Here is a 25,815-nt window from a genome sequence, read left to right as displayed (position 1 = left end):
CTTGTCCTCGGTTAACTCTGCTAAAAAGAGCTGTATTATAGCCGCAAGCGGCGGCTGTACGCAGTAAATTATTCTGGGCGTGCCACTGCCAGCGCCCGGCGCATGCTGGTTATCGTCTGCTGATAATCACGGCTGTTGAAAATAGCGGAACCTGCCACAAACATGTCAGCACCTGCGGCAGCAATCTGGCCAATGTTATCTACGGTAACTCCGCCGTCTACTTCAAGCCGGATAGGCAGGCCGCTGGCGTCAATCCTCTTGCGTACCTCAGCCAGCTTGTCCAGAGTGGCAGGAATAAACGCCTGACCGCCAAAGCCTGGGTTCACTGACATCAGCAAAATAACATCCAGCTTATCCAGCACATAATCCAGATAACTTAATGGGGTAGCCGGATTAAACACCAGCCCGGCCTGGCAGCCATGGCTTTTAATTAGCTGTAATGTGCGATCAATATGGCGGGATGCTTCCGGATGAAAAGTAATAATGCTGGCGCCCGCTTCAGCAAATTGCGGTACCAGGCTGTCGACTGGCTCTACCATTAAATGGACATCAATAGGTGCGGTAATGCCATAGTTTCGCAGTGCTTTACATACCATGGGACCTATGGTCAGGTTAGGCACATAATGGTTATCCATCACATCAAAATGTACCACATCAGCTCCTGCTGCCAACACCTGCTCAACGTCAGAGCCCAACCGGGCAAAGTCGGCAGACAAAATAGAAGGGGCGATCAAATAAGGCAGCATAGTTGGGTTCCGGCTAATAAAACCCTGACTTTACTGAATTAGCCTGCAAAAAGCACGCTTTGTTCATTGCGCAGACCGCTGCACAAAAATCAGGCAGCAGCGCACCAGTTGTGCGCAACAACGCTGTAAGAAAAGCACAGCAATACACTATGTCTTTGTATTTATGTAGTTATTTCATTTGGCATGCTTATTGGAATGAATATTTCAGGGAATAAACATAAGGGCAATACCAATGAAAATGACAACGACATTTAAAAGCTTAGTTAGTGCCAGTTTGTTGCTGGGTTTAGCTGCTACCAGTCAGCAGAGCCAGGCCATGGAACTCAGTGGTGATATTACGTTTACTTCTGACTATGCCTTTCGGGGTATTTCGCAAACTGAAGAAGCGCCGGCCATTCAAGGCGGGTTAACCCTTACAGCTGAGTCAGGCTTTTATGTCTCGGTATGGGGCTCGAGCGTGGATTTTGGCGGCCAGGGCACGCTGGAATTGGATGTGATGCTAGGCTGGAGTGGTGATTTAAACGAGCAATGGTCAGCCGATGTTGGCGTAATGCGCTATGGCTACCCCAATACCGAATTTGCCGGCTCCAACTTCTATGAATTATACGGCTCATTGTCATATCAGGATTTCACCTTTGGTCTGGCATTCAGTGATGACTACTATGGTAATGCCGGCACCTACTTTTATCTTTACGGCGGTTATAGCTACGCACTAACCGATAACCTGACGCTGGACCTGCACATTGGCCACAACGAATATGATGACAGCTCTGCAAGCTACCTGGACTGGAGCATCGGTTTAAGCACCGAGGTATTAGGCGCGGGTTTAAGCCTGGCTTATGTTGATACCGATATTAATGGCTGTAATTTATGTGACAGCCGGGTTGTGTTCAGTGTGTCAAAAAGCTTCTAAACGACGCGATGAAAATGCTGCTCAGCCCTGCCTGAGCAGCTGATCCATTGACGCACAACAGCGTATACTAAATAAGCATCTTGTATCCATTATGCAGATCATTTACACTCGGCAACTAGTGATGAAAGCGTTAACTGGATTTAACATGAAAATTACCTTTAACAGCAAAGTGTTAGCGATTGGAGCAGCCTTAGTCTTGGCCGTCCTCGCAACAGGCTATTTCAAAAGTAGTCCGCTTTGCCAGGCCAACACTAACCAAACTGGTAATGAACTGTGTCAGAATATGCAGCAAAACTGGTTAGGCTGGATTAAAGGTGAGAGCCGCTCCACTCAGTTTCATTTCGTCGATTTTCTGGAGTTACTTAATCGACTGTCCCCCAGCAACAAATCAAACTAATGGCAGCAACGAAAGCCAGTACCTGGCAGGTGGTTAAAGCAGTACTGGGCGCATTTATCGGCGTGCAGTCTGAGAAACAACGTCAGCAGGATTTTAAAACCGGTAGCATAGTGCCTTATATTGTGGTGGGCGTTATTGCGGCACTACTGTTTGTGGCAGCATTACTGCTAACGGTAACCCTGGTGCTGAACTAGCCAGGTATAACGCAAACAATTCAGCTACTTTGCCTCTGCCCGCACCATTTTGACTAATGGAACGCCCAACCTGAATACTATGCAACGCAGCCTGTTGGTAAATCTTACGGGTCCAGGTGGTATCATGGTTACTAATCAGCACACTATGGCCGTTACGCTGAGCCTGTTCGGCTAAGTTGGCCAGTTGTGCCTGATCATCCAGATTAAAACCTTGCCGTGCATAACTGGTGAAGCTTGCTGTCTTGCTAAGCGGAACATAGGGTGGATCACAGTAGACTACTGCGGCGGGGTCCAGCTCAGCAAAAACCTGTTGATAACTACTGCAACTAAAACGAGCCTTTTGTGCTTTTTCAGCAAAATAATATAACTCAGCTTCTGGAAAATAAGGTTTTTTGTAACTGCCAAAAGGAACATTGAACTTGCCAGACAAGTTATAACGGCACAAGCCATTGTAGCCGTGCCGGTTAAGATACAAGAATAGCAATGCTCGCTGATAGGGATCGGTACTGCTGTTAAATTGCTGCCGGAAATTCAGATAGCTGCTGCGCTGGTTGGCGCTGGTACAAAACAAACTGCGCGCATCTGCGACAAAGGCATCCGCTTTGTGCTGAACAATTTGGTACAGCTGAATAAGATCCGCATTGATGTCATTGAGCACATACGCAGGGTAATCAGTATTCAGGAAAACAGATCCTGCCCCCACAAAAGGCTCGACTAATTGCGGCCCCACAGGTAAACGCTTAATAAGTTCAGGTACCAGGCTGTATTTCCCGCCGGCCCACTTCAAAAAGGCCCGGCTCCGTTTAGCAATCAACTACTTATTCCTGCATTAGTGGCTCAGCACGCAAGCGTGCTAAGGCTTTTATTTCCTGCTGCACCTGGGCAACGGGTTTAATAAAGGGCCCGGCAGAGCGCAAAGGTTCCGCCAGCGCTGCCCTGGCCTCGCGGGCACTGCTGACATCAGGGTAGTCACCCTTCGCCAGAATGACCCATTGCAATTGCCCTTGCCAGCTGCGCTGATAAATGTCGATCTCTGTTGCAGGATAAGCCTGTTTAAAGCGCTGCAGCGCCTGCTCCGTTGACAACACGGCTAGTTGCAGCACTCTGGATTGTGCTGGCAATGCCAGTAATTGTTGCTCTTGATACAGCATGTCAGCGGCAACAGCAACTGTTGCAGAATCAGCTATTGCCGCCGGAGTGCCTGTTGGCTCTCCAGGCAGCACTGGCTCAGGGGTAGTAGCTGTTATAGCCGTATCAATTAAATCTGCTGGCTTTGTCAGCTCAGCAGAGCTCAGTGGCTCTGCTGCATCGCCCGGTTCGGGCATCACAGTCAGTGGTGGCGCATCGCTAAGCTCAGCAAGCCGAATCGGCTCAGGGCTGTCAGTTAACTCAGGGCGGTCAGTTAGCTCAGGGCTGTCAGTTAGCTCAGGGCTGTCAACTGGCTCAGTAGCCTCAATTAGTTCCGGACTGTTAATTGGCTGCGGGCTATGGGCAGTAACAACCTCATTGTGTTGAGACACATCACGGCTAGTCGGCATGTACCAACTCACCAGTGCCGTCAGCAATAACAACCCAATAGCCGCTGGCAGTAACCAGAAGGCCATGCTATAACTTTTCCGTTCATCTGCTTTAACCACAGCGCTATGCAGCAAATGCATATTCCCGGCACTGGCGGCAAAACGCTCGGCAACGGCGAGTGGATCCAATCCTTTATCTTTAAGAACTTGCCCGGCGTCTTGTAAGGTAAGGGTAGTGATACTCAAATTCAGCGCCATTTGCGCAGAAGCCTCGGCCAGCATAAAGAAACCCAGACAATCGAGTTGCAACAGCTTTTGCTGAGAGTCGTCGCTAAGTAAACTGAAATTATCTACAATTAACAGCAGCGGTGAGCTGCCAGCAATAGGCTCGGCCATCAACCCGGCAAGGGCAGGTAAAGCCTGGCGTTGGCCAAACCACTGTTGTAGCAGTTGCTCATCAATTTCCTGCTCAGTAAGCGGACCGGTTAACAATGCAACATTTGCCTGTTCAGAAAACAGCTCGGCCAACGCCAGTGCCAGGGTTGATTTACCACTGCCCTCGGCACCTACCAGGCCAATATTCTGAAAATCGTTAAACGCCAGCTGAAATAACAACCTGTTTAACAATTCGTGCTGGGACGGCAGTAAATGGCGCTGTGCAGCCAGTCTTTGCTGTAGTACCGAGGTATCCATCAGCCAAATGCCTGCAACAACTCGGCCTCTGTCACATCTGACCTTACCTCTGCCTGACCCAGCTTGCTCAGCAGTATAAAGCGCATCTGGCCATCTTTTACCTTTTTGTCGGTTTTCATATACGGCAGAAAATCGCTAATGGTCATCTCAGGTGGTGGCGTAACCGGCAATCTAAAACATTGCAATGCCGCTTTTACTGTTACCACGTCTTGCTGGTTTAGCCAGCCACGATGAGCTGATAATTCAGCTGCCATTACCATGCCTACCGCAACAGCTTCACCATGCAACCAGTTACCATAGCCCATAAAGGCTTCAATAGCGTGACCAAAGGTGTGGCCCAGATTTAATAACGCCCGCTCACCTTGCTCTGTTTCGTCACGGCTGACAATATCTGCCTTCATTTGGCAACAATGTTTAATCATCTGCGCCAGCAGATCAGGCTGCTGTGCTAATATCTGCTCACTATGCTGTAATAACCAGTGTAAAAATTCAGCGTCGCCTAACAAGCCATATTTAATCACTTCAGCCATACCAGCGGCGAACTCACGCCGCGGCAAAGTCTGTAAGGTCGCAGTACTGATTACTACCTGCTCGGGTTGTTTAAACGCCCCTATCATATTCTTGCCAAGTGGGTGATTAACAGCTGTTTTGCCACCCACCGACGAATCTACCTGGGCCAGTAAACTTGTGGGGACTTGAATAAAACGCACGCCACGCTGGAAGCATGCCGCAGCAAAACCAGTCAAATCGCCAATGACCCCGCCGCCCAATGCCACCAGTAATACATCACGAGACATCCGTTGTTCCAGTAAAAAGGACAGTATGGTCTCAAAGGATGACAGGGTTTTGTAAGCCTCACCGTCTTCAATCAGAATATGTTTTGCTGAAGTGGAGAATAACGAACGAACGTGTTCCAGATAAAGTGGCGCTATGGTTGGATTGGAAACAATGACGACCTGGTTGGCAGTTTGCAGGGTTTCAGCAAGCGCGCTGAAACCGGTATCAATATTAATGGGGTAGCTGCGCTGGCCAAGTTGGACTTCAACTCTTTGCATATGCAGCTCCTTTATTCTTTAAAAACCCAATTGCTCAATAATCTGGTTGGCTACAGCTCTGGCGCTTTGCTCGTCAGTGCGTACAGTAAAGTCGGCAATTTCTTCATATAACGGATTACGTTCCGCTGCCAGCCGCTCTAATACTTCACGCGGCGCTTCTTCTGTCTGCAATAAAGGCCGACGTTTGTCGCGCTGGGTACGGGCAACTTGCTTTTCTATCGGTGTTTCCAGATAGACGACTATGCCTCTGGCCGATAACCGGTTGCGGGTTTCTTTACTAATAACTGAACCACCGCCCGTAGCTAAAACGATACCTTGTAATTCAGTCAAATCAGAAATGACTGTTTCTTCACGCACCCTGAACCCTTCTTCGCCCTCTAAATCGAATACCCAGGCAATATCGGCACCGGTACGGCGCTCTATTTCCTGATCTGAATCGTAGAAGTCAAGATGAAGCATGTCTGCTAAATGACGACCGATAGTGCTTTTGCCTGCGCCCATCGGGCCAACAAGGAAGATATTACGTTTTTCTGCCATATGTCGTAGTGCTAAATCAGCTTAATCAATGAAAAGTTGAATTGAAGGACCAAAAGGCTCCCGCGAAAATTTGAAGCGCTGAATTATGTCAGGAATGGCCTTTCGTTGGCAAGTTAATTCTGACTTGATTCGGGAGCCATTGGTCGGCTCCCGAATCAATCTGGCATTATTGGCCTTCGGTCAGAATTCTCGGCGTCACGAAAATGAGTAATTCATTTTTCTCGTTGACATCACGCTTAGAGCGAAACAAGGCACCAACATAAGGAATGTCACCAAATAACGGCACCTTAGATACGGTGGACAAGATTTGTTGCTGATAAATACCACCTAGCACTATGGTTTCACCATTATCAACCAATACTTGCGTTTGAATTTGCTGAGTATCAATGGCTGTCGCTGGCCCGGTTGGGGTTTGCACCGTTTCACCACGGGTATTCTGGGTAATCACCAGGTCCAGAATAATTTTATTATCCGGGGTAATTTGCGGCGTAACGGTTAAACTCAACACGGCTTTCTTAAACTCAACCGTAGTCGCACCGCTGGAAGCAGCCTGCACATAGGGAATTTCCACACCCTGTTCAATTCTGGCTTCTTTCTGGTTCGATGTGGTTATCCGTGGACTGGCGATAATTTCACCCTTGTTTTCCTGCTCCAGTGCTGACAGTTCTAAATCCAGCAAGGTACCATCGGCTAAACGGGCCACATGAAACGCAATACTGCCAGCTGGATTCTGAATGGGTAAGTTAACATTCCAACGATCATTCAGCGCCGGGAACTGGCCAGTAGAGATAGCATTAGAGCCGGCGGCATTGCCCGACACTCCGCGATTACCACCACTGGTACTTTGCTGGTCGCTAAAACCCCAGCGAATACCCAGCTCGTCAGTGACGCTATCACGCACCGTAACCATTCTTGACTCAATTAATACCTGACGTACCGGCACATCCAGCCGCTCTATCAGTTTGCGTACACTTTCAATGTTACGGGCGGTATCTTTAATCAGAATAGTGTTGGTTCTATCGTCAACGACGACGCTGCCACGACTGGATAACAAGGTCGCATCACGGTTTGACAACAAGCCGGCTAAATCTGTCGCTTTAGCATAATTAATCGTCAGATAGTCGGAGTACAATGGCTCAAGTTGCTCAACTTGCTGCCTCGCTTCCAACTCTCGCGCTTCACGGGCTGACAACTCCTCAGTGGGTGCAACCATCAGAATATTGCCATCCATCCGCTTATCAAGGCCTTTAACCCGTAACACGATGTCCAGCGCCTGATCCCAGGGCGTACCATCTAAGCGCAGGGTAATATTACCGGTCACTGAATCGCTGGTAACCAGGTTAAAACCGTTGTAGTCAGCAATAATCTGCAATACGGTACGGATCGGGATATCCTGAAAATTAAGCGAAATCGCCCGACCTTTGTATTCGCGGCCACCACCAAGAATACTGCGATTGGTGGTGTCACGTTCCACATTCAGGGTGAAAATGTTGTCAATTTGCTGATAGGTGTAGGTAAAGGCATCGCTGGTAGCGATCTCCAACCGGGCAGAGGCACCCTCTTTAAAGGTTTCAATACCGGTAACAATGGTACCAAAATCCATCACGTCAAGCTGATACAGCAATTCATTCAGAATATCGGTGTTGTGAAACTCAACCAGTAATTTACCCGCCCGTTCGCTAACATCAACCGCAGCGGTATTTTCGCGCAGGAATACCAGTACCCGACCTTCACCCTTTTCACCACGGCGGAAATCGATGGCTTGCAGGCGGTTAATATAGGTTGGCGTAACGTCAGCAGCCTGGCCGACTTGTTCAGCAGTTGGGTTGTCAGAAATGTGCATGTAAAACACATTACCACGCACCCGTGTGCGGTAAATTTTCAGATAATCCAGATAGATGGTTGATTTAAAACCTTCACCGAGGAATTCAGACTTAACTCTTCTCACCCCGGCTTTATCAATTAATACTTCTTCCAGCTTTTCTTCATAGTCAGAGTTGTCGAAGTAAAGTTCGATCCGGGCGGGCTCGTTAAATACCTGAATACTGGGATCAGTATACAGATCTTCATCGAAAATAAACTCTATCTCAGTCTCGCCGGTGAGCAGTGGGTTGTACCTGACATCATACAGCAATGGCACTGCTGCTGCTGGCAGTGCCAGCAGCATCAATGCTGCCAAACATAGCCGGGTGCCGGTGATTCCTCGTGAAATTCTTTTGATTATTTTATCCATGATATACTCGCACACCTATCAATTACTCGTCATTGCTGTATTTTCGACCATTTGGATCATGGTCGTCCGCTCTTTCCAGCAACCTGCCCCATCCGGGATCAACTCTAACAATTCAACATGGGTGGGTTCTACGTTAATTACCCGACCATGAAACAAACCAACATAGTTACTTAACGTTACCCGGTGTAACGTTTTATCAGAAGCTTCAATTAAAGCCCAGATGTTACCTGTATCACCCAAAGTACCGCGCATTTTTAAGTTATCCAGCGCATATTTTTCAAGTGGCTCTTTACGCCGCCGGGGGTCGGGATGCAAACAATCCTGCACTTGCAAGAAACGATCCTGCACAGCTTCAGGTCTGGGTTCAGAAAATGGGCTGCGGCTGTTTTGTGATACATAAGCGATATGCTCAAACTCCCGCACCTCTGGTAACGGCTCTACCCGCGGTTGGGTGCTGGCTTTCACCGTATCCATGTGTGCCTGTACTTCACTTAAGTCATCGAAACAGCCAGATAATAAGGTGGCAACAGAAACTGCCAGAATGAGTTTTCTCATTGTGCAGTCTCCTTATAACGGTAAGTTTTAGCGGTGACATTAAACCGTAACCGATCATTTTTCTCAGTCTGAATAGAGAAGTCATGTAAGCTGACAATACGTGGCAACTTAGCCACCTCACTTACAAAATTACCAAACTGATGATAGTCCCCCACCACATCTATCTTAATCGGCAGTTCGGTGTAAAATTCTTTTTCAATTTCTGGCTCCCAGTTAATCCGTAAGAAGGTTAAACCGCTGGTTGTACCTACATAGGTAATATCATCCAGCAAACCCGGCGTTTCGTGGGTAGTAGGGAGCTGTTTAAGTAAAAATGAAAACGTGTTTTCCATTTCAACCATTTGCTGTTTATACAAGTCCAGATTAACGGCTGACGCGTAGCGTGTCCGGTATAACTGGCGCAATTCTGTCTCTTTTTGATTCGCCGAGTTAAGCTCATCAATTTTGCTATCAATCAACAGGAAATAACTGAGGGTCGCGACTAATGCCGCCAAAATAATGGCGAAAATAACCTTCGCCGCAACAGGCCAGGATCCCATGTTCTCAATATCGAGATCATTAATGTCAATTTCAGATAAATTAAAATTCAGGCTCATCGTGCACCACCTCTCGCACTGGGTTTAGCCGGTTGGCTATCCTGGACAGCTTCATAGCCCTGTACCCTAAGATGCATTTTAAAATTACTCAGCAGGCGTGACTCATCTTTACCCGCCTCAATAAACTCCAGCAGCGGGCTGGTTAACAACTGTGAGTCCTCTGCATCACGCAACATGGTAGACAAACGGTTGTTCGACTCACTTCTGCCCACTAACAGCAGTGTAGAACCTTTTTTCTCTAATTGTGTCAGATAAATGCCAGAAGGTACTACCCTGGCAATTTCAGACATAATTTCAGTCCCCAGGTTACGGCTCCCCTGCAGCTGTTCAATCAGACTCATCCGTTGTTGCAAACTACGCTTGGTTTCATTCAACGTCCGAATTTCAGCAATGCGCTGATCAAGAACTTTAATTTCATTTTCCAGATAGCGGTTGCGTTGATACTGGCCATCAATCATGGCGCTGTAAACCATATTGATCAGAAAAAACACCAGAAAACTGACAACCGCAGTCATCGCCAGCACCGTCACATACTGTTTCTGTTTTTCTTTGCGAGCAGCTTCCCGCCAGGGCAGTAAATTTATAAATGCCATGATGAAAAACTCCGTAAGGCAAGACCGCTGGCAACCATCAATTGCGGAGCCGACTTATTAAGCTGCTCACGGTCAACTGATGTGGCCACATCAATGGTTTTAAAGGGGTTCGCCACGACAGTGTGAATACCCAGTTCATCTATTAATAGTTTGTCTATGCCATCAATCAATGCCGTGCCACCGGAAACAATCAGATAATCCACCGCATCACGACCACTACTGGTCAGATACATCTGAATGCCGCGGCGGATCTGCTGTAATAGCATAGTCTGGAATGGCGCCAACACTTCAAAAGTATAGTTGGGTGGTAAATCACCACTCACCTTGGCCAGTTCAGCTTCATCGTAACTTTTATTGTAGTACGACAGAATACTGCGGGTGTATTGCTCACCGCCAAACGCCTGATCACGGGTGTATAATGTTTTGCCTTTTTCAACAATACTCAGTAGCGTCATGGTAGCGCCAATATCAACCAGCGCCACCACTTTACCCGCTGCGTCGTCAGGCAATTGCTTTAAACACAGCTCTGCGGCGCGGCTGAGTGCATAACTTTCAACATCAACCAATTTCGCGCTAAAACCGCCATTATCTAATGCCGCTACCCTGGCCTCAACACTTTCTGTGCGAGCAGCACTGAGCAGCACATTAACTTTAGACGGATCGGATTCGTTGACATCGAGTTTCTCAAAATCGAGGCTAACTTCATTTAATGGGTAAGGGATCAGGGTGTCAGCTTCAACTTCTATCTGGCTTTCCAGTTCAGCATCGGTTAATGACACATCCATAAAGATGACCTTACTGATCACGGTAGATCCGGAAACCGCTGCGGCTGCAAATTTCACAGAGCGAGGGATCTTCTTACGGATCTTGCTGATCACATTACCGACAGCTTCGATATCCTGGATCTCACGATCGGACATCGCGCCTTTAATCATCGGCTCTACAGCAAAGGCTTCGACCTTATACTGGTTACCATGCTGGCTTAACAGCACAGCCTTGACGGAGTGGGCACCGATATCGATACCAACCATCATAGGTGTTTGTTTACTGAACAGGCTTTTTATCATAGCTTCCTGTGGCCATTTTATAGTTATGATTCTTATTGTCGTATTCTTAGCTCAGACGCTATTTATTAGCAAGAAAAAGCGTTTCATCGACAGCCAATAAATATATACTAGCAGCGTTGTAAAGGAATTGGGAGTAAAAATTGGGGTTATTCAGTGTCTTGGGTTAAAAAACTTTTAATAGTCTGTCTGGTTGTTTTTTTTGCTGGGATCCTGACGATCGTGGCATTGTATTTTTACGTCAAAAATGATCTACCTGACGTGGCAACCTTAAAGGAAGTTAAGTTGCAAACGCCGATGCAAGTTTATACGGCGGATGGCCAGCTTATTTCCCAATTTGGTGAAAAACGACGGATCCCTCTAAAACTCGATGAAATGCCACCTTTACTGCTTCAGGCTTTCTTAGCTATTGAAGATACTAGGTTTTATGATCACCCTGGCATAGATATTATTGGTATTATGCGTGCTGCCAGCGTGGTCATGTCGTCCGGTGATTTTAGTCAGGGTGCCAGCACTATTACCCAGCAACTGGCCCGTAACTTTTTCCTTAGCCGGGAAAAAAAGGTTATGCGGAAGATTAAAGAAGTCTTTCTGGCGTTTCGAATTGAACAACTACTGGAAAAAGATGAAATTCTGGAGTTGTACCTGAACAAAATTGAACTTGGCCACCGTTCGTTCGGCGTAGGTGCTGCTGCCCAGGTCTATTTTGGCAAAACCGTTGATGAACTGACGCTGGACGAGATCGCTATTATTGCTGGCTTGCCAAAAGCCCCCTCTATCCTTAATCCTATTCGTTCACCGGCCAACGCTAAGAATCGTCGCGATATCGTGTTAACCAGAATGCGCGCTATTAATGTTATTACGGAAGAAGATTACCGTGCCGCGCTGGCAGTCCCCATTACCAGCCGGTTGCATGGTGCTCAAATCACTGCCTCAGCACCCTATATCGCCGAAATGGTACGCCAGCAAATGGTGCAACGCTTTGGTGAGGAAGTGGCCTACTCCGAGGGTTATAAAGTTTACACCACGGTGCATAGCAAACAGCAACACGCCGCCCGGCTGGCACTGCAGCAAAACTTGTATCAGTATGATGAACGCCATGGTTATCGCGGCCCGGTGGCGCAATTGTGGCAATCAGAGTTGGCTAAAGCAGAGACAGAACAAGCGGACAGCCCACAGTTTACTGAGACAGACCGGCCTGAACATGCCGGAATTGTCGCCTACCTCAGCCAGCAGCAAGGCATTGAAGATTTGCTGCCGGCAGTGGTATTAACGGTGAGCCAGAACAGCGCTGAAGTGCTGCTGGCTGGTGATCAGCAGGTAACGCTGCAATGGGATGGTTTGAAATGGGCCAGAGCGTATATTAGCGATGAGCGCCAGGGCATTGCGCCCAAAAGTGCCGCTGCTATTCTGGCGCCGGGTATGCATATCCTGGTGCGGCAACAGGATGAACAGTGGCGGTTAAGCCAGGTACCTGCAGCCAGCAGCGCGCTGGTAGCGGTTAATCCTCAGGATGGCGCTATTCAGGCATTGGTTGGTGGCTACAGCTTTAGCCAGAGCCAGTTTAACCGGGCAACCCAGGCAAAACGTCAGGTAGGTTCTAACATTAAACCTTTTATTTATTCAGCGGCATTAGAGCAAGGTTACACCCTGGCCTCCGTCATGAATGACGCCCCTATTCATCAATGGGATGACAACGCAGGTATCGCCTGGCGCCCCCGCAATTCACCTGCCGTGTATGATGGCCCAATCAGGATCCGTGAAGCCCTGGCGAAATCAAAAAACGTGGTGTCTGTGCGCTTACTTCGCGGCGTTGGTATTGATGCCAGTATCCGCTATTTGCAACGCTTTGGCTTCGCCGCCAGTGATCTGCCCCGTAACGAGACCCTGTCATTAGGTTCTGCCTCACTGACACCGCTGGAACTGGTAACCGGTTATGCGGTATTTGCCAATGGCGGCTTTCTGGTGACACCTTATGTGGTAGATAAAGTGGTTAATGATCAGGACGAAGTGATTTTTCAGCACCAGCCGCGGCTGGCGTGCAACGACTGTCAGCCTGAGCCAGAGCAACACGTGGCAGCAGATGCAGACATCAGCATCGCTACTAATGGCAGTGAGCCTGAGCAGAGTGCGGATAATGAGCAGCAGTTACATGCCTTGTTCAGTAGTTTGCAACAAGCTGAACAGCCCGAGGAGCAAACTGCAACAGCGCTGCTCAAAGCGGCAGAGCAGGTTATCAGCAGCCAAAATGCATTTTTAATTGCTGACGCGCTGACCAGCAGCGTCTGGGGCGGCGGCGACTGGCGCCAGGGTACCGGTTGGAATGGCACGGCCTGGCGGGCACAGCGTTTAAAACGGCGTGATATTTCAGCAAAAACCGGTACTACCAATGATTTTAAAGATACCTGGCTCTCCGGCTTTACTGCCTCTACCGCGGTGACGGTCTGGGTAGGTTTTGATGATGCCAACCGCAGCCTCGGCCGGGCACAATGGCATGCCAACCTGGGCCAGGACCAAAGCGCCGGCGCCGAATCAGGTGCCCGTACGGCACTGCCCGCCTGGCTAGATTATATGAGCCAGGTGTTACCTGACTATCCGCAGAACCCACTGCCACAACCTACCGGCTTATCGTCGGTGCGGATTGATCTGGCCAGCGGCTTGTTAAGCCGCAGCAACGACCACACCAGCAGCTTTGAGTATTTTAAAACCGGCACTGAGCCAACGCAGTACAGTCAGAATACCGTACAACACATTCGTTTTGATAATGACAAGAAAGCAGAACCTGACGAAACGGAATTATTTTAGTGACAACATGCCCGGCACCTGCGCAGTTTTCTAGCCGCAATTACATAAGGCCAGCTAAATAGCTGGCCTTGTTGTAAACGGGCAGGCTGGGTGTTGGCAGTGATTATCCGGCGACTACCTGTTCAAACCAACTTTTAGCATTAGCCAGGGCCGCTGCCACTTGGCCGGTAGCTGTGCCACCTAAGGCACAACGCCTGGCCATGCCGGCTTCCAGGGTCAGTGCCGGATAAACATCGTCAGTAATTAACGCACTGATCTGCTGCATTTGCTGCAGAGTTAGCGCTTCCAGTGGCAACTGTTGTTTCGATGCCACTAATACCAGTTCACCGGCACATTCGTGAGCATCCCGAAATGGCATACCTTTACTAACCAGATAATCGGCTAAATCTGTGGCATTGCTGTAGCCCAGCTCTGCTGCTTTACGACATTGTTCACGGTTTACACTCAGATGAGGCAGAACCGTTGCCAGCACCAGCAACGATTGCTGCCAGCTGTGCATCAGGTCAAAGAAGCCCTGTTTGTCTTCCTGCATGTCTTTGTTGTACGCCAGTGGCAAACCTTTTAACACATGCAAAATAGCCACTAAATGCCCCAATACCCGGCCGGTCTTACCCCGTAGTAACTCGAATACATCCGGGTTTTTCTTCTGCGGCATCAGTGAAGAGCCCGAGCTGATAGCATCGCCCAGCTTAAAAAAGCCAGCTTCGCCAGAGCAGAAAAAAATCACATCTTCTGACAGACGCGATAAATGGGTCATACACAGGCTGGCGCTTGCTGACAGCTCTACCAGATAGTCACGATCAGACACCGCATCTAAACTGTTCAACGCCGCATGGCTAAACCCCAGTTCGCTGGCCAACACGTTACGATCAATATTAACGCCTGTACCAGCCAGAGCACCGCAACCCAGCGGACAGCTGTCCATCCTTGCTACAGCATCATCCAGCCTGCCCAGATCGCGCTTAAACATTTCAACATAGGCCAACGCCCAGTGCGCCACTAATACCGGCTGAGCCCGCTGCAAATGCGTAAAGCCCGGCATCACGGCCTGCTCTGCTTTATCAGCAAATTCCAGCAGTGCGGCCAGCGCGGCCAACAGCGATTTACGCACAGTGCCCGCCTGCAGCCGAGTCCACAAACGAAGATCGGTCGCCACCAGGTCATTACGGCTGCGCCCGGTATGCAGCTTTTTAGCAACACTGCCAAGCTTAGCGGTAAGCTGGCTTTCTACCCAGCTATGAATATCTTCTTCCGTTGTTTGCAACGGCAGGCGCGGATCAGCATCGATAGCCATCGCTAAATCGGCCAGTCCCTGCTCCAGCTGCGCTGCTTCAATATCAGTGATAATTCCTGCTTGCAGCAGGCCTTTAGCCCAGGCTCTGGACGCAGCAATATCCTGCTGTGCCAGTAAATAATCAAAACTAAGCGAGTCGTTAAAATCCCGGAATTCGCTTAAGGTAGCTTCGGTAAAGCGTCCTCCCCACATGGCCATAACGCTTAGTCCTTTTGTTGATGCAATGCCCGGATCCGACTGGCCAGGCTATACAACCGGATAAAACCAGCTGCATCTTTCTGATCATACACTTCATCACCTTCAAAGGTGGCGAAAGCTTCCGAGTATAAGGTGTTCACGGAGCGACGCTTTGCAACAGTCACATTGCCTTTATACAGCTTGATCACCACTTCACCGGTTAATTGTTCAGCCAGCGAGGTTGCAGCAGCCAGTAAGGCATCTTTTAACGGCGTGAACCAGCGGCCATCGTACACCAGCTGGGCAAACTCCAGGCCGATTTCCTCACGGTATTTCAGCGAACTGCGATCATACACCAGCGCTTCCAGGCCTTTCAGGCCTGCCAGTAATATGGTACCGCCCGGCGTTTCATAACAACCACGGGATTTCATGCCCACCAGCCGGTTCTCAACAATATCAATCCGGCCAACGCCATGCTCTGAGCCCAGCTCGTTTAAAAGCTCAATCGCTGCCACGCCATCCAGCTGCTTGCCATTAACATGGGTTAACTGGCCCCGTTCAAACGCCAGCTCAACATAGGCAGGATGATCTGGCGCCTGCTCAGGTGATTTGGTCCACATCCACACCTGATTGGAGGGCTCGCACCAGGGGTCTTCCAACTCACCGCCTTCATGCGAAATATGCCACAGGTTGGCATCGCGACTATAAATTTTAGTGGCCGACGCCGTGGTAGGCACGTTCTTCTCCGCCAGATAGTCCAGCAAGGATTGACGCGAGTTAAATTGCCATTCACGCCATGGTGCTATCACTTTGAGCTGTGGCGCCAGGGCAGCAAAACAGCTTTCAAACCGTACCTGATCATTACCTTTGCCAGTGCAGCCATGACATAGCGCATCGGCGCCCAGCTCCAGCGCCAGCTTAACCTGGGCGCGGGCTATTACCGGACGGGCCATCGAAGTACCCAGCAAATACTGGCCCTCATATACCGCGCCGGTTTTTAAGGTGGGGTATATCACTTCATTTACCAGCTCCTGGCGCAGATCGACCACATAGCAGCTGCTGGCACCGGAATTAATCGCCTTTTGCTCTACCCCGGCCAACTCTTCATCGCCCTGACCAACGTTAGCAACGAAGGCAATAACTTCGCACTGATAATTATCTTTTAACCACGGCACAATGGCCGAGGTATCTAAGCCGCCTGAATAGGCTAATACTACTTTTTTTACACTCATTGTTACCTCAACTAAATAAACTGACTAAAACAGCATTCTGGGCATGCATCCGGTTCTCGGCTTGTTGCAACACCAGCGAATAATCGCTGTCGAGCACTTCGCTGGTCACTTCCTGCCCCCGATGAGCCGGCAAACAGTGCATAAAATGTTTCACCGCTAAGCGCTGCATCACCGCGGTGTTGATCTGGTAATCGGCAAACAGCTGGCCAACTTGCTTCGGGTCGGCTTTAGCCCCCATTGATACCCAGGTATCGGTGTATAATGCGTCTACTCCGGCGGCAGAGGACAAGTGCTGGCTCAGCACCAGTTTGGCACCACTGTTTGCGGCCAGTTGCTGCGCTTTTAACAATACATGGGCATCGGGGCCAAATCCAGGCGGCGTGATCACCGTTAAGTCCATGCCCATAATGGCGGCGCCGAGCATTAACGAATGACAGACATTATTACCATCACCGACAAAAGCTAAATGCACCTGATCCAGCTGGCCGAACTGTTCCTGTAGCGTTAACAAATCCGCCAGCGCCTGACACGGATGATATAAATCACTCAGGGCGTTTATTACCGGCTTCTTGCTGCTATGTGCCAGTTCCAGTAAGGTTTTCTGGTTGAAAACACGGGCCACAATGGCATCGGTCCAGCATGCCAGATTACTGCCAAAATCCTGCACCGACTCACGCACGCCCATAGCCCCGTTTTGCAAATCCAGATAGACGCTATGGCCACCCAGCTTATTAATACCCACATCAAAGCTGACCCGGGTTCGCAGCGAGGGTTTTTCAAATAGCAGGGCAATACTTTTGCCGGCCAACGCACTCTGGTATTGTGCTGGCGTCGCTTTAATTTTTACGGCTAAATTCAATACTTCGCTAAGTTGGGTTCGGTCCAGATCGGCTAAGCACAGTAGCTGGCTCAATTTACTCATAAAACACGCTGTAATCCGCTAGGCGGTTTCCTGATCAAGCCGGTGGTGACACACACCATGGCGGGTTCAATATAAAATGCAGGTGCCTACCGGCTGGTTCTGCATCAGTTTTAACAAATTTTCCGGTTGCTGCCAGCCAGCGACAATAATATTGCGCTGCAAAGCCTGGCCAGTCTCCAGTGCTGCATCCAGTTTCACCTTCATGCCACCTTTAATCACACCAGTGGCAACCAGTTCTGCCGCAGCAGCAGGTGTAAGCTCGGCAATCAGTTGCATCTGACTATCCAGAATGCCTGGCACGTCGGTCAGCAATACCAGTTCGCCCTGCACCAGCTGACAAATGGCGGCAGCGGCTAAGTCGGCATTAACGTTCAGCAACTGCCCTTCGCTACCTATACCCACTGAGCTGAACACCGGGGTAAAACCTTGAGCTAACAGCAGCGTAATCAGGGTCGCGTCGTTTGGCTTAGCCAGCCCCACAGCCCCCAGTTTGCTGTTAACGGTAAATTGCAAACTGGTACCGGCAGACAGATTTAAGCCCACCGGGTTTAACCCCTGCAGCATAGCGCGGCTGACCAACTCAGCATTAACTGCGCCATCCAAGGCTCCGGTAATCACTGGCATTTGTTCTGGCGGCGAAACCCGTTGGCCGTCGATTTTTTCGGTGGTAAAACCAAATTTAGCCAGCCACTGATCCACCTGATCGCCTCCGCCATGCACCAGCACAACCGGCCGCTGCTGCTTAAGCTGACGACACACGGCCAATAAGGCATCCAGCGCAGCGCGCTCCTGCAATAAACGACCACCCATTTTAATGACTAAGGGTAAGGTTTTCATACGGCGACCCCGCCAAACAGGCCGGCGGTTTCTGGCTTGTTAAAGCGCACATTGGCAGCCTGCATGGCCTGAGCTGCGGCGCCTTTGAGCAGGTTATCAATGGCTGACACCACCACCAGTTGTTCGCCATCCTGCTGCCAGTACAGATCACAATAAGGCGTGCCTGCCACATTAGCGACATTGGGCGACTGCTTAAGCAACCTGACCAAGGGTTTATTTTGGTAAGCCTCAGTAAAGGCCTGTTTTACCTGATCCGCGCTAACTCCGGGCTTTAATGTCAGCACGCTGGTGGCCAGAATACCCCGCTTAAAATTACCTAAATGCGGCGTAAACACCACTTTTCTACCCAGGTTCTGTTCAATTTCAGGCCGGTGGCGGTGGCCAAAAAAGCCGTAGGCATTTAAACCTACTTCACAAAACGACGTACTCAACGCAGCTTTACGACCCGCACCTGACACACCGCTGGTAGCATTTATAACCGGAATACACTGTTCAGCAACCAAGCCAGCCTTCAGCAGTGGCAACAACGCCAGTGAACAGGCTGTGGGGTAGCAACCCGGCACGGAAATTAAATTGCCAGGTGCTTCTGTCAGCCATTCCATCAGGCAATAAACTGCTTCATTTAACAGCTCTGGGTGTTGATGCTGATAACCATAGTATTGCGGATATAGCTGAGCTTGCTTTAACCGAAATGCCCCAGACAGGTCTACCACCACAATGCCTGCAGCCATTAGCAACGGCGTAACCGCTTCGCTGGCTTCATGCGGCAGCGCTAAGAAAGCTACATCAACCTGCAGGGAAGCAATCCGCTCGTCGTACCAGGGTTCGACCATAATATCGATGGCATTAGTAAAACGTGGATACAGGTTACTGAGTGGCTCAGCGGTTCGCCCCGATGACGCAAAAGCATGATCAAGCGAAAAATAAGGGTTGGCGACTAACAAGGCACATAATTCGGCACCACTGTAGCCCGCAGCACCTAATACGGCACTGCGAATTTTTACATCAGAAGAAGACACTAAAGACATGTTTACCGCACTCAATTGCAAAATCAGCTAAAAGTTATAGCATAAAACGGTGGCTAGTGTAGAACGGCAAACATGCAGAATCAACAATAATTATGCTGTTTTTATGAATTTTTATCTAAAATTTATTTTTAACCTAATGAGGCACATCCTGGCTGACAACAGTATTTCGTCCTTGTCTTTTCGCCTGATATAGCGCCCGGTCGGCGTCAATAAGCAGCTGTTTGCCATCATCGTTACTATCCAGCATCGCCAGACCAATACTTAAGGTTATTGTTAAATCCGGCACCACCTCAGTAAAACTGGTGTCAGCTACCTGCATGCGCAGCCTGTCGCATACTTCGGTTGCTTTCGCTAAAGAAGTATCGGGTAACAGAATCACAAACTCTTCGCCACCCCAACGCGCTAAAGAATCAGTATCCCGGCAGTGCTGCTGCAGCGTTGCGGCAACGCGTTTTAATATTTCATCGCCAATACTATGCGACCAGTTGTCATTAACCTGTTTGAAGTGATCAATATCCAGTAACGCCAGACAAAGCGGTTGCTGCTGGCGCCGTGCCCGCTTCAACTCGTGCTGCATCGCTTCATCAAACGCCCGCCGATTTGCCAGGCCAGTTAATGAATCTAACCGGGCCAACGCCGCCAGCTCAGCGGTTTTTTCAGCCACTTGTAACTTCAGTTTTAACTCACTACGTTTTAAGCTGGCCAGACGCCAGCGGACGACGGCGATAATTAAGACGGCCACCAACAGCACAATCAGCAACTGAAACAATGGTCGCTGCCATAAGTGCGGCGCAATACTGAATGATACCGACGCAGCAACCGGGCTCCAGCCACCGTCAGGATAGGAAGCCGCAACATAAAAATGATAGTCGCCTGGTGCTAAGTTGGTGTATTGAACGTTAACCTGGGTACCCCGCAGCACCCAGTCCAGCTCAAAGCCTTCCAGCATAGTGCGATACTGAATACGCTGCGGCATAATAAAGCCAAGGCCAGCATATTCCAGCTCAATCCGGTTGGTGCCTGCAGCCAGTTTAATATGCTGCGCAGACAAATACGGTTTACCATCTGCCAGCAACTTCTCCAACACCACCGGAGGCGTTACCGCTGAAAACCTGCTTAAGCGGGTCGGCTGAACCTTACTGGCACCAACCGAGGTAGCTATCCAAACCGAGCCATCGCTATGTAAACTGGCGGCTGGCGACGAGCCGCCATTAGCCTGAGCACTGGCCATACCATCGCTTTCGCCAAACAGCTCATAGTGGATCCGGTCGCGCCGGCCATATACGATGTCCAGCGCCTGTTGCCGGCTCAGCCGTAAAATTCCACGATTGGTTGAAATCCAGAAATGCTGCTGCTGATCTATCACCAGTTGAAACAATTTATCAAACGGCATGCCGTGGCGACGCCCCACTAATGCCAGCTGCTCAGTGGTTAAATCAAAAGCAATCAGGCCACGGTCGGTGGTCATCCACAAAATATCAGCAGCATGATCTTCAACAAAGCCAAAGGCATATTCGGCGTTATCCAACCCGGTGAAATCAAGCTGGCGAACTTTCCCATCCTGCCAAACGGACACCCCGGCACCACTGCCGATAAATACCCGGCCATCGCGGGTCTGATGCAGCGCCATAATAAAGGGTGAAGGCAGCAAGGTAGCTGCAACCGGCGTACTCAACTGGCCATCGTAAATTAGACTCAGGCCCTGCGCCGTGCCAACAAGTACCGAACCGTCCGGCCGTGCCAGGATCGCCCGAACTTCATTGGCGGCCAACCCATCGTCACTGCGATAGTGAGCGACCACTGCACCATCGGCGTAATGTAAGACACCATCGGTATAGGTACCAATCCATAAACTTTGCTGCTGGCCTTTGGCAAGGCTCAATACTGATTGGCCTTTGGCATGGCTGGATAAATCAATATTGCTGATGATACCGTCACATATCTGGTCTAAGCCTCTGCTACTGCCAACATAAACACAGTTGTTCTGATCTGACATCACAGTACGGACATAATTGTCGGCTAAGCCTTGTTCGGTAGTATAGGTGGTAAAAGGCGCGTCGCGTAAACGAAACACACCGCCATTGGTGCCCACCCACAGGCTGTGCTCTTTATCGCGCAACAACGCCAGCACCCGGTTATTTGGCAAACCTTGCTCAATACTGAGTTGTTCAAGCTGATTTTTGTATAAACGCAATAAGCCGCGATCCACTGTGCCTATCCATAACATGCCCGACATTTCAGGTAATAACGTAGCTACCGGTACATCGGCCAGGAGCAGGCTTAACCTGTGCTGATGATCTACTTGATACAGACCTCGCTCAGTGCCTATTAACAGCTGCTGTTCAGTGTTGGCCGCCAGAGCAAATACCGGACTGTTCAGTTCAGCAGCAAATGGCTGGCTCACCTGCAAATCGTTATCTATCAATGCCAGACCACCCGCCGTACCGACCCAAATCTGGCCCTGGCTATCCTCAAATAAACTTTGTACCGCGTTAGCCGGCAAGCCGTTGTCTTCGGTAAACTGCTGCCGGCTACCATCAGGTGATTGCATAACCACACCTTCGCCTTCGGTGGCCAGCCACAGCCGCTCAATACTGTCGACCATCACTTTATTGATCAACACCCCCAGCGGCGGATAACTGTGCCATTGCTGGCCGCTGACCCGCGCGATGCCGCCACGCGACCCTGCCACCAGTAAGTCGCCGTTGGCGGTTATGCTAAGACCACGAATACCAGAATCGGGTAGACCGGTTAAACTACTTCGTTCAAAAATATCGAAGCGACGGCCATTGAAACGGGCCACCCCCTCCCAGGTACCAAACCACAGGTAACCATCCGGTGTCTGAGCTATGGCATTAATGGTGTTGTGAGGCAAACCATGAACGGTACTCCAGCTTTCACTGAAGTAGTTATCAAGACTAACGATGTCGTCATCTGCCGCAAAAAGGGCAGCAGATAACAACATGCTAAGCAAGCAAATAACGACATACACCCTGTATCGGCAAACAGTTAACAACAGCATCGGCCAATCCCTGTCTAAAAAAGCGACTTTTGCACTGGCAAGATTAGCGCTTTTGTCGGCGCATTGGAAGCGTGATGCAATAGCCGTTGCTAAAGTACTGGCCGCACCCCAAGCAAATGGCAGATGGCGTAGCTGAGTTCACTGCGGTTCAGCGTATAAAAATGAAACTGATCTACGCCTTCCCGGCTCAGTACTTTTACCATCTCCATCGCAATATTCGCCCCCACCAGATTACGGGTAGTCGGATCATTATCCAAACCCTGATAGGCCTTACTCATCCAGTCTGGAATTGCAACATTGGTCAGGCCGGCAAACTTCTGTAATTGCTGAAAGTTAGTCACCGGCAAAATACCTGGAATAATATCAACATCAATACCAATTGCCGCACAGCGGTCGCGATAACGTAAAAACTTTTCGATATCAAAGAAAAACTGGGTAATAGCCCTGGAAGCACCAGCCTCGACTTTACGTTTTAAGTTTAATAAATCGAACTGAGCATTAGGTGCCTGCGGATGCACCTCAGGGTAAGCCGCCACTGAGATATCGAAATCAGCCACCGAGCGCAGTATCTCAACTAAATCCGCTGCGTATAACTCAGGTACTGCTGTGCTGCCTGGTGGTAAATCGCCACGTAAAGCAACAATATGCCGGATGCCGTTGTCCCAGTAATCTCGGGCAATGTCTATCAGTTGCTGCTTGCTGGCATCAACACAGGTTAGATGCGGCGCCGCGATTAAGCCGGTGCGCTGTTTAATGGACTTAATAATATCGTGGGTACGGTCACGCTCCCCAGAATTAGCACCATAAGTAACCGATACAAAAGAGGGCGCCAACGGTGCCAGCCGTTCTATAGACTGCCACAGCGTTTGCTCCATTTGTGCCGTTCTGGGCGGGAAGAACTCAAAGCTTACATTTACTTTACCCTGCACGTCGTGCAGATTGCGGTTTATTGCATCCAGATATTGGGCGTTTGCAAAGGCCATAATTTTTCTCGTTAACCATTAAACGTGATGGCTTGCGCCAGTTAAAATAAGCTGCTGACATAATTGTGCCAAATCAGCATGAATACCACCGGCGGTAACCTGTTTACCGGCACCTGGGCCTTTTAATACCAGCGGGTTGTCGCTATACCACTGGCTTTCAATCACAAAAATGTTGTCACAGGGTGCCAGCGCGGCCAGCGGCTGCTCAGGCGCCACCTGCAACAATTTTACCTCGGCCTGCGGTCCGCTAGCAGTCAGAGTCAAACTGGCAGCATAGCGCAACAGTTTGCCGGCAGCTTTGGCCTGTGCCAGGGCATCGGCCAGCATGCTGTCAAGTAACTCGCGTTGCTGCCACGCGGCTGTCCAGTTGCCAGCTGTCAGCTGTTCAGGCAGTAACGGTTGCAGACTGATTTGCTCAAGCTCCAGGCTTAACCCCAGCTCGCGGGCCAGCACCAGCAACTTGCGCTGCACATCTATACCTGATAAATCGTCGCGCGGATCAGGCTCGGTAAAACCCAGCTCAGATGCCTGGGCCAGCAAGCTGGAAAACGGTACGCTGCCATCAAATTTGCAAAGCAACCAGGATAAGGTGCCAGAAAATACCCCGCTAATCCGCTTAATGTTATCGCCGCTTTGCAACAGGGACTGCAGTACCTGCTGCACCGGAATGCCGGCTCCCACGGTAGTATTGCTGCGCCAGCTTAGCTGGTTAGCGGCTAAATCGGCCCGGATGGGGTTGTATTGAGCCAAGGGTAGCGTTACCCCTTGTTTGTTAGCGCTGATAATATGGCAACCTGCCGCAATAAACTGCCGATACTGGCTGGCAAACTGCAGGCTGGGCGTAATATCTACCAGCACTTTTGGCCCGGCTAACTGACTTACATAAGCCAGCAATTCAGCCTCGGTGTAGCTGTCTGCCGCAGCCAGTTCGCTGTGCCAAGCAGCCGGCTGCAGCTCTGGTCCAAGCCAGGCATGGCGCGAGTTAAACACTCCGGCCAGTTGCAGGTCAATGCCACTGGCCAGTGCCTGTTGCTGCAAAGGCAGCATCTGTAAAAATGCCGCCCCTACATTACCGGTGCCGGCCACCAGCACTTGCAAACGTGGTTTAGTCTCAACGCAATGCTGATGGATCTGATTTAACTCTGCCACCGCTAATTCCTGTTTAAATAGCCAAACGGCCAATTGATCATTTTCGTACAGATGTTGCACCTGCAACTGTTGCAAATACTGCAATAAAGCCGGGCTAACCTGTTGCTGATTGCTGGCTTTCAGCCAGACCAGCGCATAGTAATCGGATGTATCGGCCAGCGGATGGCCACCTTGTTGCTGTAATAGCCCGGCCGCTGCTGGCCAGACTGCAGCTGGGATCAGCCAGCGCTGACTGGTGTCATCGTCACCACCGTGCCTGTGTGGCAGCACCACTACACTACTTCGCAACTGCCGGGCCAGTGTGTCAGCATGAATAGCAGGCTGGCCGGTCTGTGACACTAATCTTACCGGGTGTAAACTGGTTAAAAATGACCGGGCCGCGACCTCTGGCACGACGTCACAGCCGGCATACTCAGGTTGCAGGGCGCTGCGCACCCGTAAGCGGGTGCTGCTACCCGCCAGCGGTGCCAGCGTGCGGGCATGCAGTACCGGGTTGCCCAGCGCGGCCAGCTGGCAGGCCTGGCGGCTATTAACCTGGCGATAAGGCACTGCATTACTGCATTTGCGTGGGTCAGCGCTGAAAATAGCGGTAACATCAGTCCAGATACTGACACTGTCTGCCGCCAGCAAGGCCGCCAGCAAGGTCGCACTGTAATCACTGCCGTTGCGGCCAAGGGTAATACCAGCGCCTGTTTCGTTACGGCCAATAAAGCCCGTTACCACATAGCATACTGCTGGCTGACGGCCCGCTGTTAGCGCGCTTAACCCTGTCGTGCTGCGCTGCCAGTCCGGTTCGTCGCCATTAAATGTCAGAAAGTCGCGCGCATCCAGCGCCACAGCAGGCTGGCCACTATCAGTTAACAATGCTGCCAGTAAGGTTGCTGACAGCAACTCGCCAAGCGCTAACACGTCATTCACTTGCTGCGCTGCTAACCACTGCGGTATCTGGCTAAGCCAGCCGTGTAGCGTCGCCTGCACTGGTGCTGCCGCTTGTTGTGATAACGTAGCAGCAATAAGCTGCTGTAATTTTTCAGAAAGCTGCGTTAACGCCGGGCCGATATCACAGCCTTGCTCAGCACTGGCCACTAGCGCCAGCAAAGTGTCGGTGGTGTCACCCGGCGCAGACACCACCACCCAGGGCAAGCCCTGCTGTTGCTGCACCAGGCCGGCCACCGCCTGAAAACGCGCGGCATTGGCCAGACTACTGCCACCAAACTTATGCACCTCGACTACCGGCCGCCCTGCTGCTGCTGTTAATTGCTGACTCATTACT

The 25,815-nt window shown here is 50.2% G+C and carries 22 protein-coding genes; 4 read left to right on the top strand and 18 right to left on the bottom strand.

What is annotated here, in order from left to right; translation table 11 throughout:
* Window positions 1-68 precede the first annotated feature (68 nt).
* Window positions 69-746: a ribulose-phosphate 3-epimerase gene (gene rpe, locus WG68_RS06470; protein ID WP_046556844.1), complete on the bottom strand. Its 678-nt coding sequence runs from the start codon at window positions 744-746 to the stop codon at window positions 69-71.
* Between the two features lie 232 nt (window positions 747-978).
* Here rpe and WG68_RS06465 point away from each other — a divergent pair, with 232 nt between their 5' ends.
* The 3 genes from WG68_RS06465 to WG68_RS06455 all read left to right on the top strand — a co-directional run bounded on the left by WG68_RS06465 (window position 979) and on the right by WG68_RS06455 (window position 2,250).
* A complete protein-coding gene (locus tag WG68_RS06465) occupies window positions 979-1,659 on the top strand; it encodes a TorF family putative porin (protein WP_046556843.1) in 681 nt (226 codons plus the stop codon).
* Between the two features lie 145 nt (window positions 1,660-1,804).
* The gene (locus tag WG68_RS06460; protein WP_046556882.1) at window positions 1,805-2,056 is read left to right on the top strand and encodes a hypothetical protein; all 252 of its coding nucleotides are present in this window, start codon (window positions 1,805-1,807) and stop codon (window positions 2,054-2,056) included.
* Complete coding sequence (locus WG68_RS06455) at window positions 2,056-2,250, top strand: DUF2970 domain-containing protein (protein ID WP_046556842.1); 195 nt, start codon at window positions 2,056-2,058, stop codon at window positions 2,248-2,250. The genes WG68_RS06460 and WG68_RS06455 overlap by 1 nt, the downstream gene beginning before the upstream one ends.
* Here WG68_RS06455 and WG68_RS06450 read toward each other — a convergent pair.
* The 9 genes from WG68_RS06450 to WG68_RS06410 form a co-directional block, all read right to left on the bottom strand.
* A complete protein-coding gene (locus WG68_RS06450) occupies window positions 2,189-3,064 on the bottom strand; it encodes a Dam family site-specific DNA-(adenine-N6)-methyltransferase (RefSeq protein WP_152663043.1) in 876 nt (291 codons plus the stop codon). The genes WG68_RS06455 and WG68_RS06450 overlap by 62 nt on opposite strands.
* A 4-nt stretch (window positions 3,065-3,068) precedes the next feature.
* Window positions 3,069-4,460, bottom strand: a complete 1,392-nt coding sequence (locus WG68_RS06445) for an SPOR domain-containing protein (protein ID WP_046556841.1) — start codon at window positions 4,458-4,460, stop codon at window positions 3,069-3,071.
* Complete coding sequence (aroB, locus tag WG68_RS06440) at window positions 4,460-5,515, bottom strand: 3-dehydroquinate synthase (RefSeq protein WP_046556840.1); 1,056 nt, start codon at window positions 5,513-5,515, stop codon at window positions 4,460-4,462. Before aroB ends, WG68_RS06445 begins: the two co-directional genes overlap by 1 nt.
* Window positions 5,516-5,533: 18 nt before the next feature.
* Entirely contained in the window at window positions 5,534-6,052 is a 519-nt protein-coding gene (aroK, locus tag WG68_RS06435) for a shikimate kinase AroK (protein WP_046556839.1), read from the bottom strand.
* Window positions 6,053-6,218: 166 nt separating this feature from the next.
* On the bottom strand, window positions 6,219-8,285 hold the full coding sequence (locus tag WG68_RS06430; RefSeq protein WP_046556838.1) for a type IV pilus secretin PilQ: 2,067 nt from the start codon (window positions 8,283-8,285) through the stop codon (window positions 6,219-6,221).
* Between the two features lie 18 nt (window positions 8,286-8,303).
* On the bottom strand, window positions 8,304-8,840 hold the full coding sequence (locus tag WG68_RS06425; RefSeq protein WP_046556837.1) for a pilus assembly protein PilP: 537 nt from the start codon (window positions 8,838-8,840) through the stop codon (window positions 8,304-8,306).
* Window positions 8,837-9,436: a type IV pilus inner membrane component PilO gene (locus tag WG68_RS06420; protein ID WP_046556836.1), complete on the bottom strand. Its 600-nt coding sequence runs from the start codon at window positions 9,434-9,436 to the stop codon at window positions 8,837-8,839. Before WG68_RS06420 ends, WG68_RS06425 begins: the two co-directional genes overlap by 4 nt.
* Window positions 9,433-10,029 (bottom strand): PilN domain-containing protein, encoded by a 597-nt coding sequence (locus tag WG68_RS06415; protein WP_046556835.1) that lies wholly within the window; start codon window positions 10,027-10,029, stop codon window positions 9,433-9,435. The genes WG68_RS06420 and WG68_RS06415 overlap by 4 nt, the downstream gene beginning before the upstream one ends.
* Entirely contained in the window at window positions 10,017-11,096 is a 1,080-nt protein-coding gene (locus WG68_RS06410) for a pilus assembly protein PilM (protein WP_046556834.1), read from the bottom strand. The genes WG68_RS06415 and WG68_RS06410 overlap by 13 nt, the downstream gene beginning before the upstream one ends.
* 258 nt (window positions 11,097-11,354) lie before the next feature.
* Between WG68_RS06410 and WG68_RS06405 the strand changes: the two genes are divergently transcribed.
* Window positions 11,355-13,898 carry a penicillin-binding protein 1A gene (locus WG68_RS06405; protein WP_235357687.1) on the top strand — a complete coding sequence of 848 codons (2,544 nt, stop codon included), beginning with the start codon at window positions 11,355-11,357 and terminating at the stop codon, window positions 13,896-13,898.
* 103 nt (window positions 13,899-14,001) lie between these two features.
* Here WG68_RS06405 and argH read toward each other — a convergent pair whose 3' ends face one another.
* The 8 genes from argH to metL form a co-directional block, all read right to left on the bottom strand.
* Entirely contained in the window at window positions 14,002-15,390 is a 1,389-nt protein-coding gene (gene argH / locus WG68_RS06400) for an argininosuccinate lyase (RefSeq protein ID WP_046556832.1), read from the bottom strand.
* A gap of 5 nt (window positions 15,391-15,395) precedes the next feature.
* Window positions 15,396-16,601, bottom strand: coding sequence for an argininosuccinate synthase (locus tag WG68_RS06395; protein WP_046556831.1), 1,206 nt, complete (start codon window positions 16,599-16,601; stop codon window positions 15,396-15,398).
* Window positions 16,602-16,608: 7 nt separating this feature from the next.
* Window positions 16,609-17,523 carry an ornithine carbamoyltransferase gene (locus WG68_RS06390; RefSeq protein ID WP_046556830.1) on the bottom strand — a complete coding sequence of 305 codons (915 nt, stop codon included), beginning with the start codon at window positions 17,521-17,523 and terminating at the stop codon, window positions 16,609-16,611.
* A 66-nt stretch (window positions 17,524-17,589) separates the two neighbouring features.
* Window positions 17,590-18,360: an acetylglutamate kinase gene (gene argB / locus WG68_RS06385; protein ID WP_046556829.1), complete on the bottom strand. Its 771-nt coding sequence runs from the start codon at window positions 18,358-18,360 to the stop codon at window positions 17,590-17,592.
* Entirely contained in the window at window positions 18,357-19,388 is a 1,032-nt protein-coding gene (argC, locus tag WG68_RS06380; protein ID WP_046556828.1) for an N-acetyl-gamma-glutamyl-phosphate reductase, read from the bottom strand. The genes argB and argC overlap by 4 nt, the downstream gene beginning before the upstream one ends.
* Before the next feature lie 133 nt (window positions 19,389-19,521).
* Window positions 19,522-22,410 carry a ligand-binding sensor domain-containing diguanylate cyclase gene (locus tag WG68_RS06375; RefSeq protein WP_046556827.1) on the bottom strand — a complete coding sequence of 963 codons (2,889 nt, stop codon included), beginning with the start codon at window positions 22,408-22,410 and terminating at the stop codon, window positions 19,522-19,524.
* A gap of 89 nt (window positions 22,411-22,499) precedes the next feature.
* A complete protein-coding gene (gene metF / locus WG68_RS06370; RefSeq protein ID WP_046556826.1) occupies window positions 22,500-23,393 on the bottom strand; it encodes a methylenetetrahydrofolate reductase in 894 nt (297 codons plus the stop codon).
* An 18-nt stretch (window positions 23,394-23,411) separates the two neighbouring features.
* Window positions 23,412-25,811 (bottom strand): bifunctional aspartate kinase/homoserine dehydrogenase II, encoded by a 2,400-nt coding sequence (gene metL / locus WG68_RS06365; RefSeq protein ID WP_046556825.1) that lies wholly within the window; start codon window positions 25,809-25,811, stop codon window positions 23,412-23,414.
* Window positions 25,812-25,815 lie beyond the last annotated feature (4 nt).

The organism is Arsukibacterium ikkense, from assembly GCF_000987775.1.
Classification (GTDB): Bacteria; Pseudomonadota; Gammaproteobacteria; order Enterobacterales; family Alteromonadaceae; genus Alishewanella; species Alishewanella ikkense.
The sequence above is the reverse complement of the archived record's forward strand: the minus strand, read 5'-3'. Positions and strand labels throughout refer to the sequence as shown.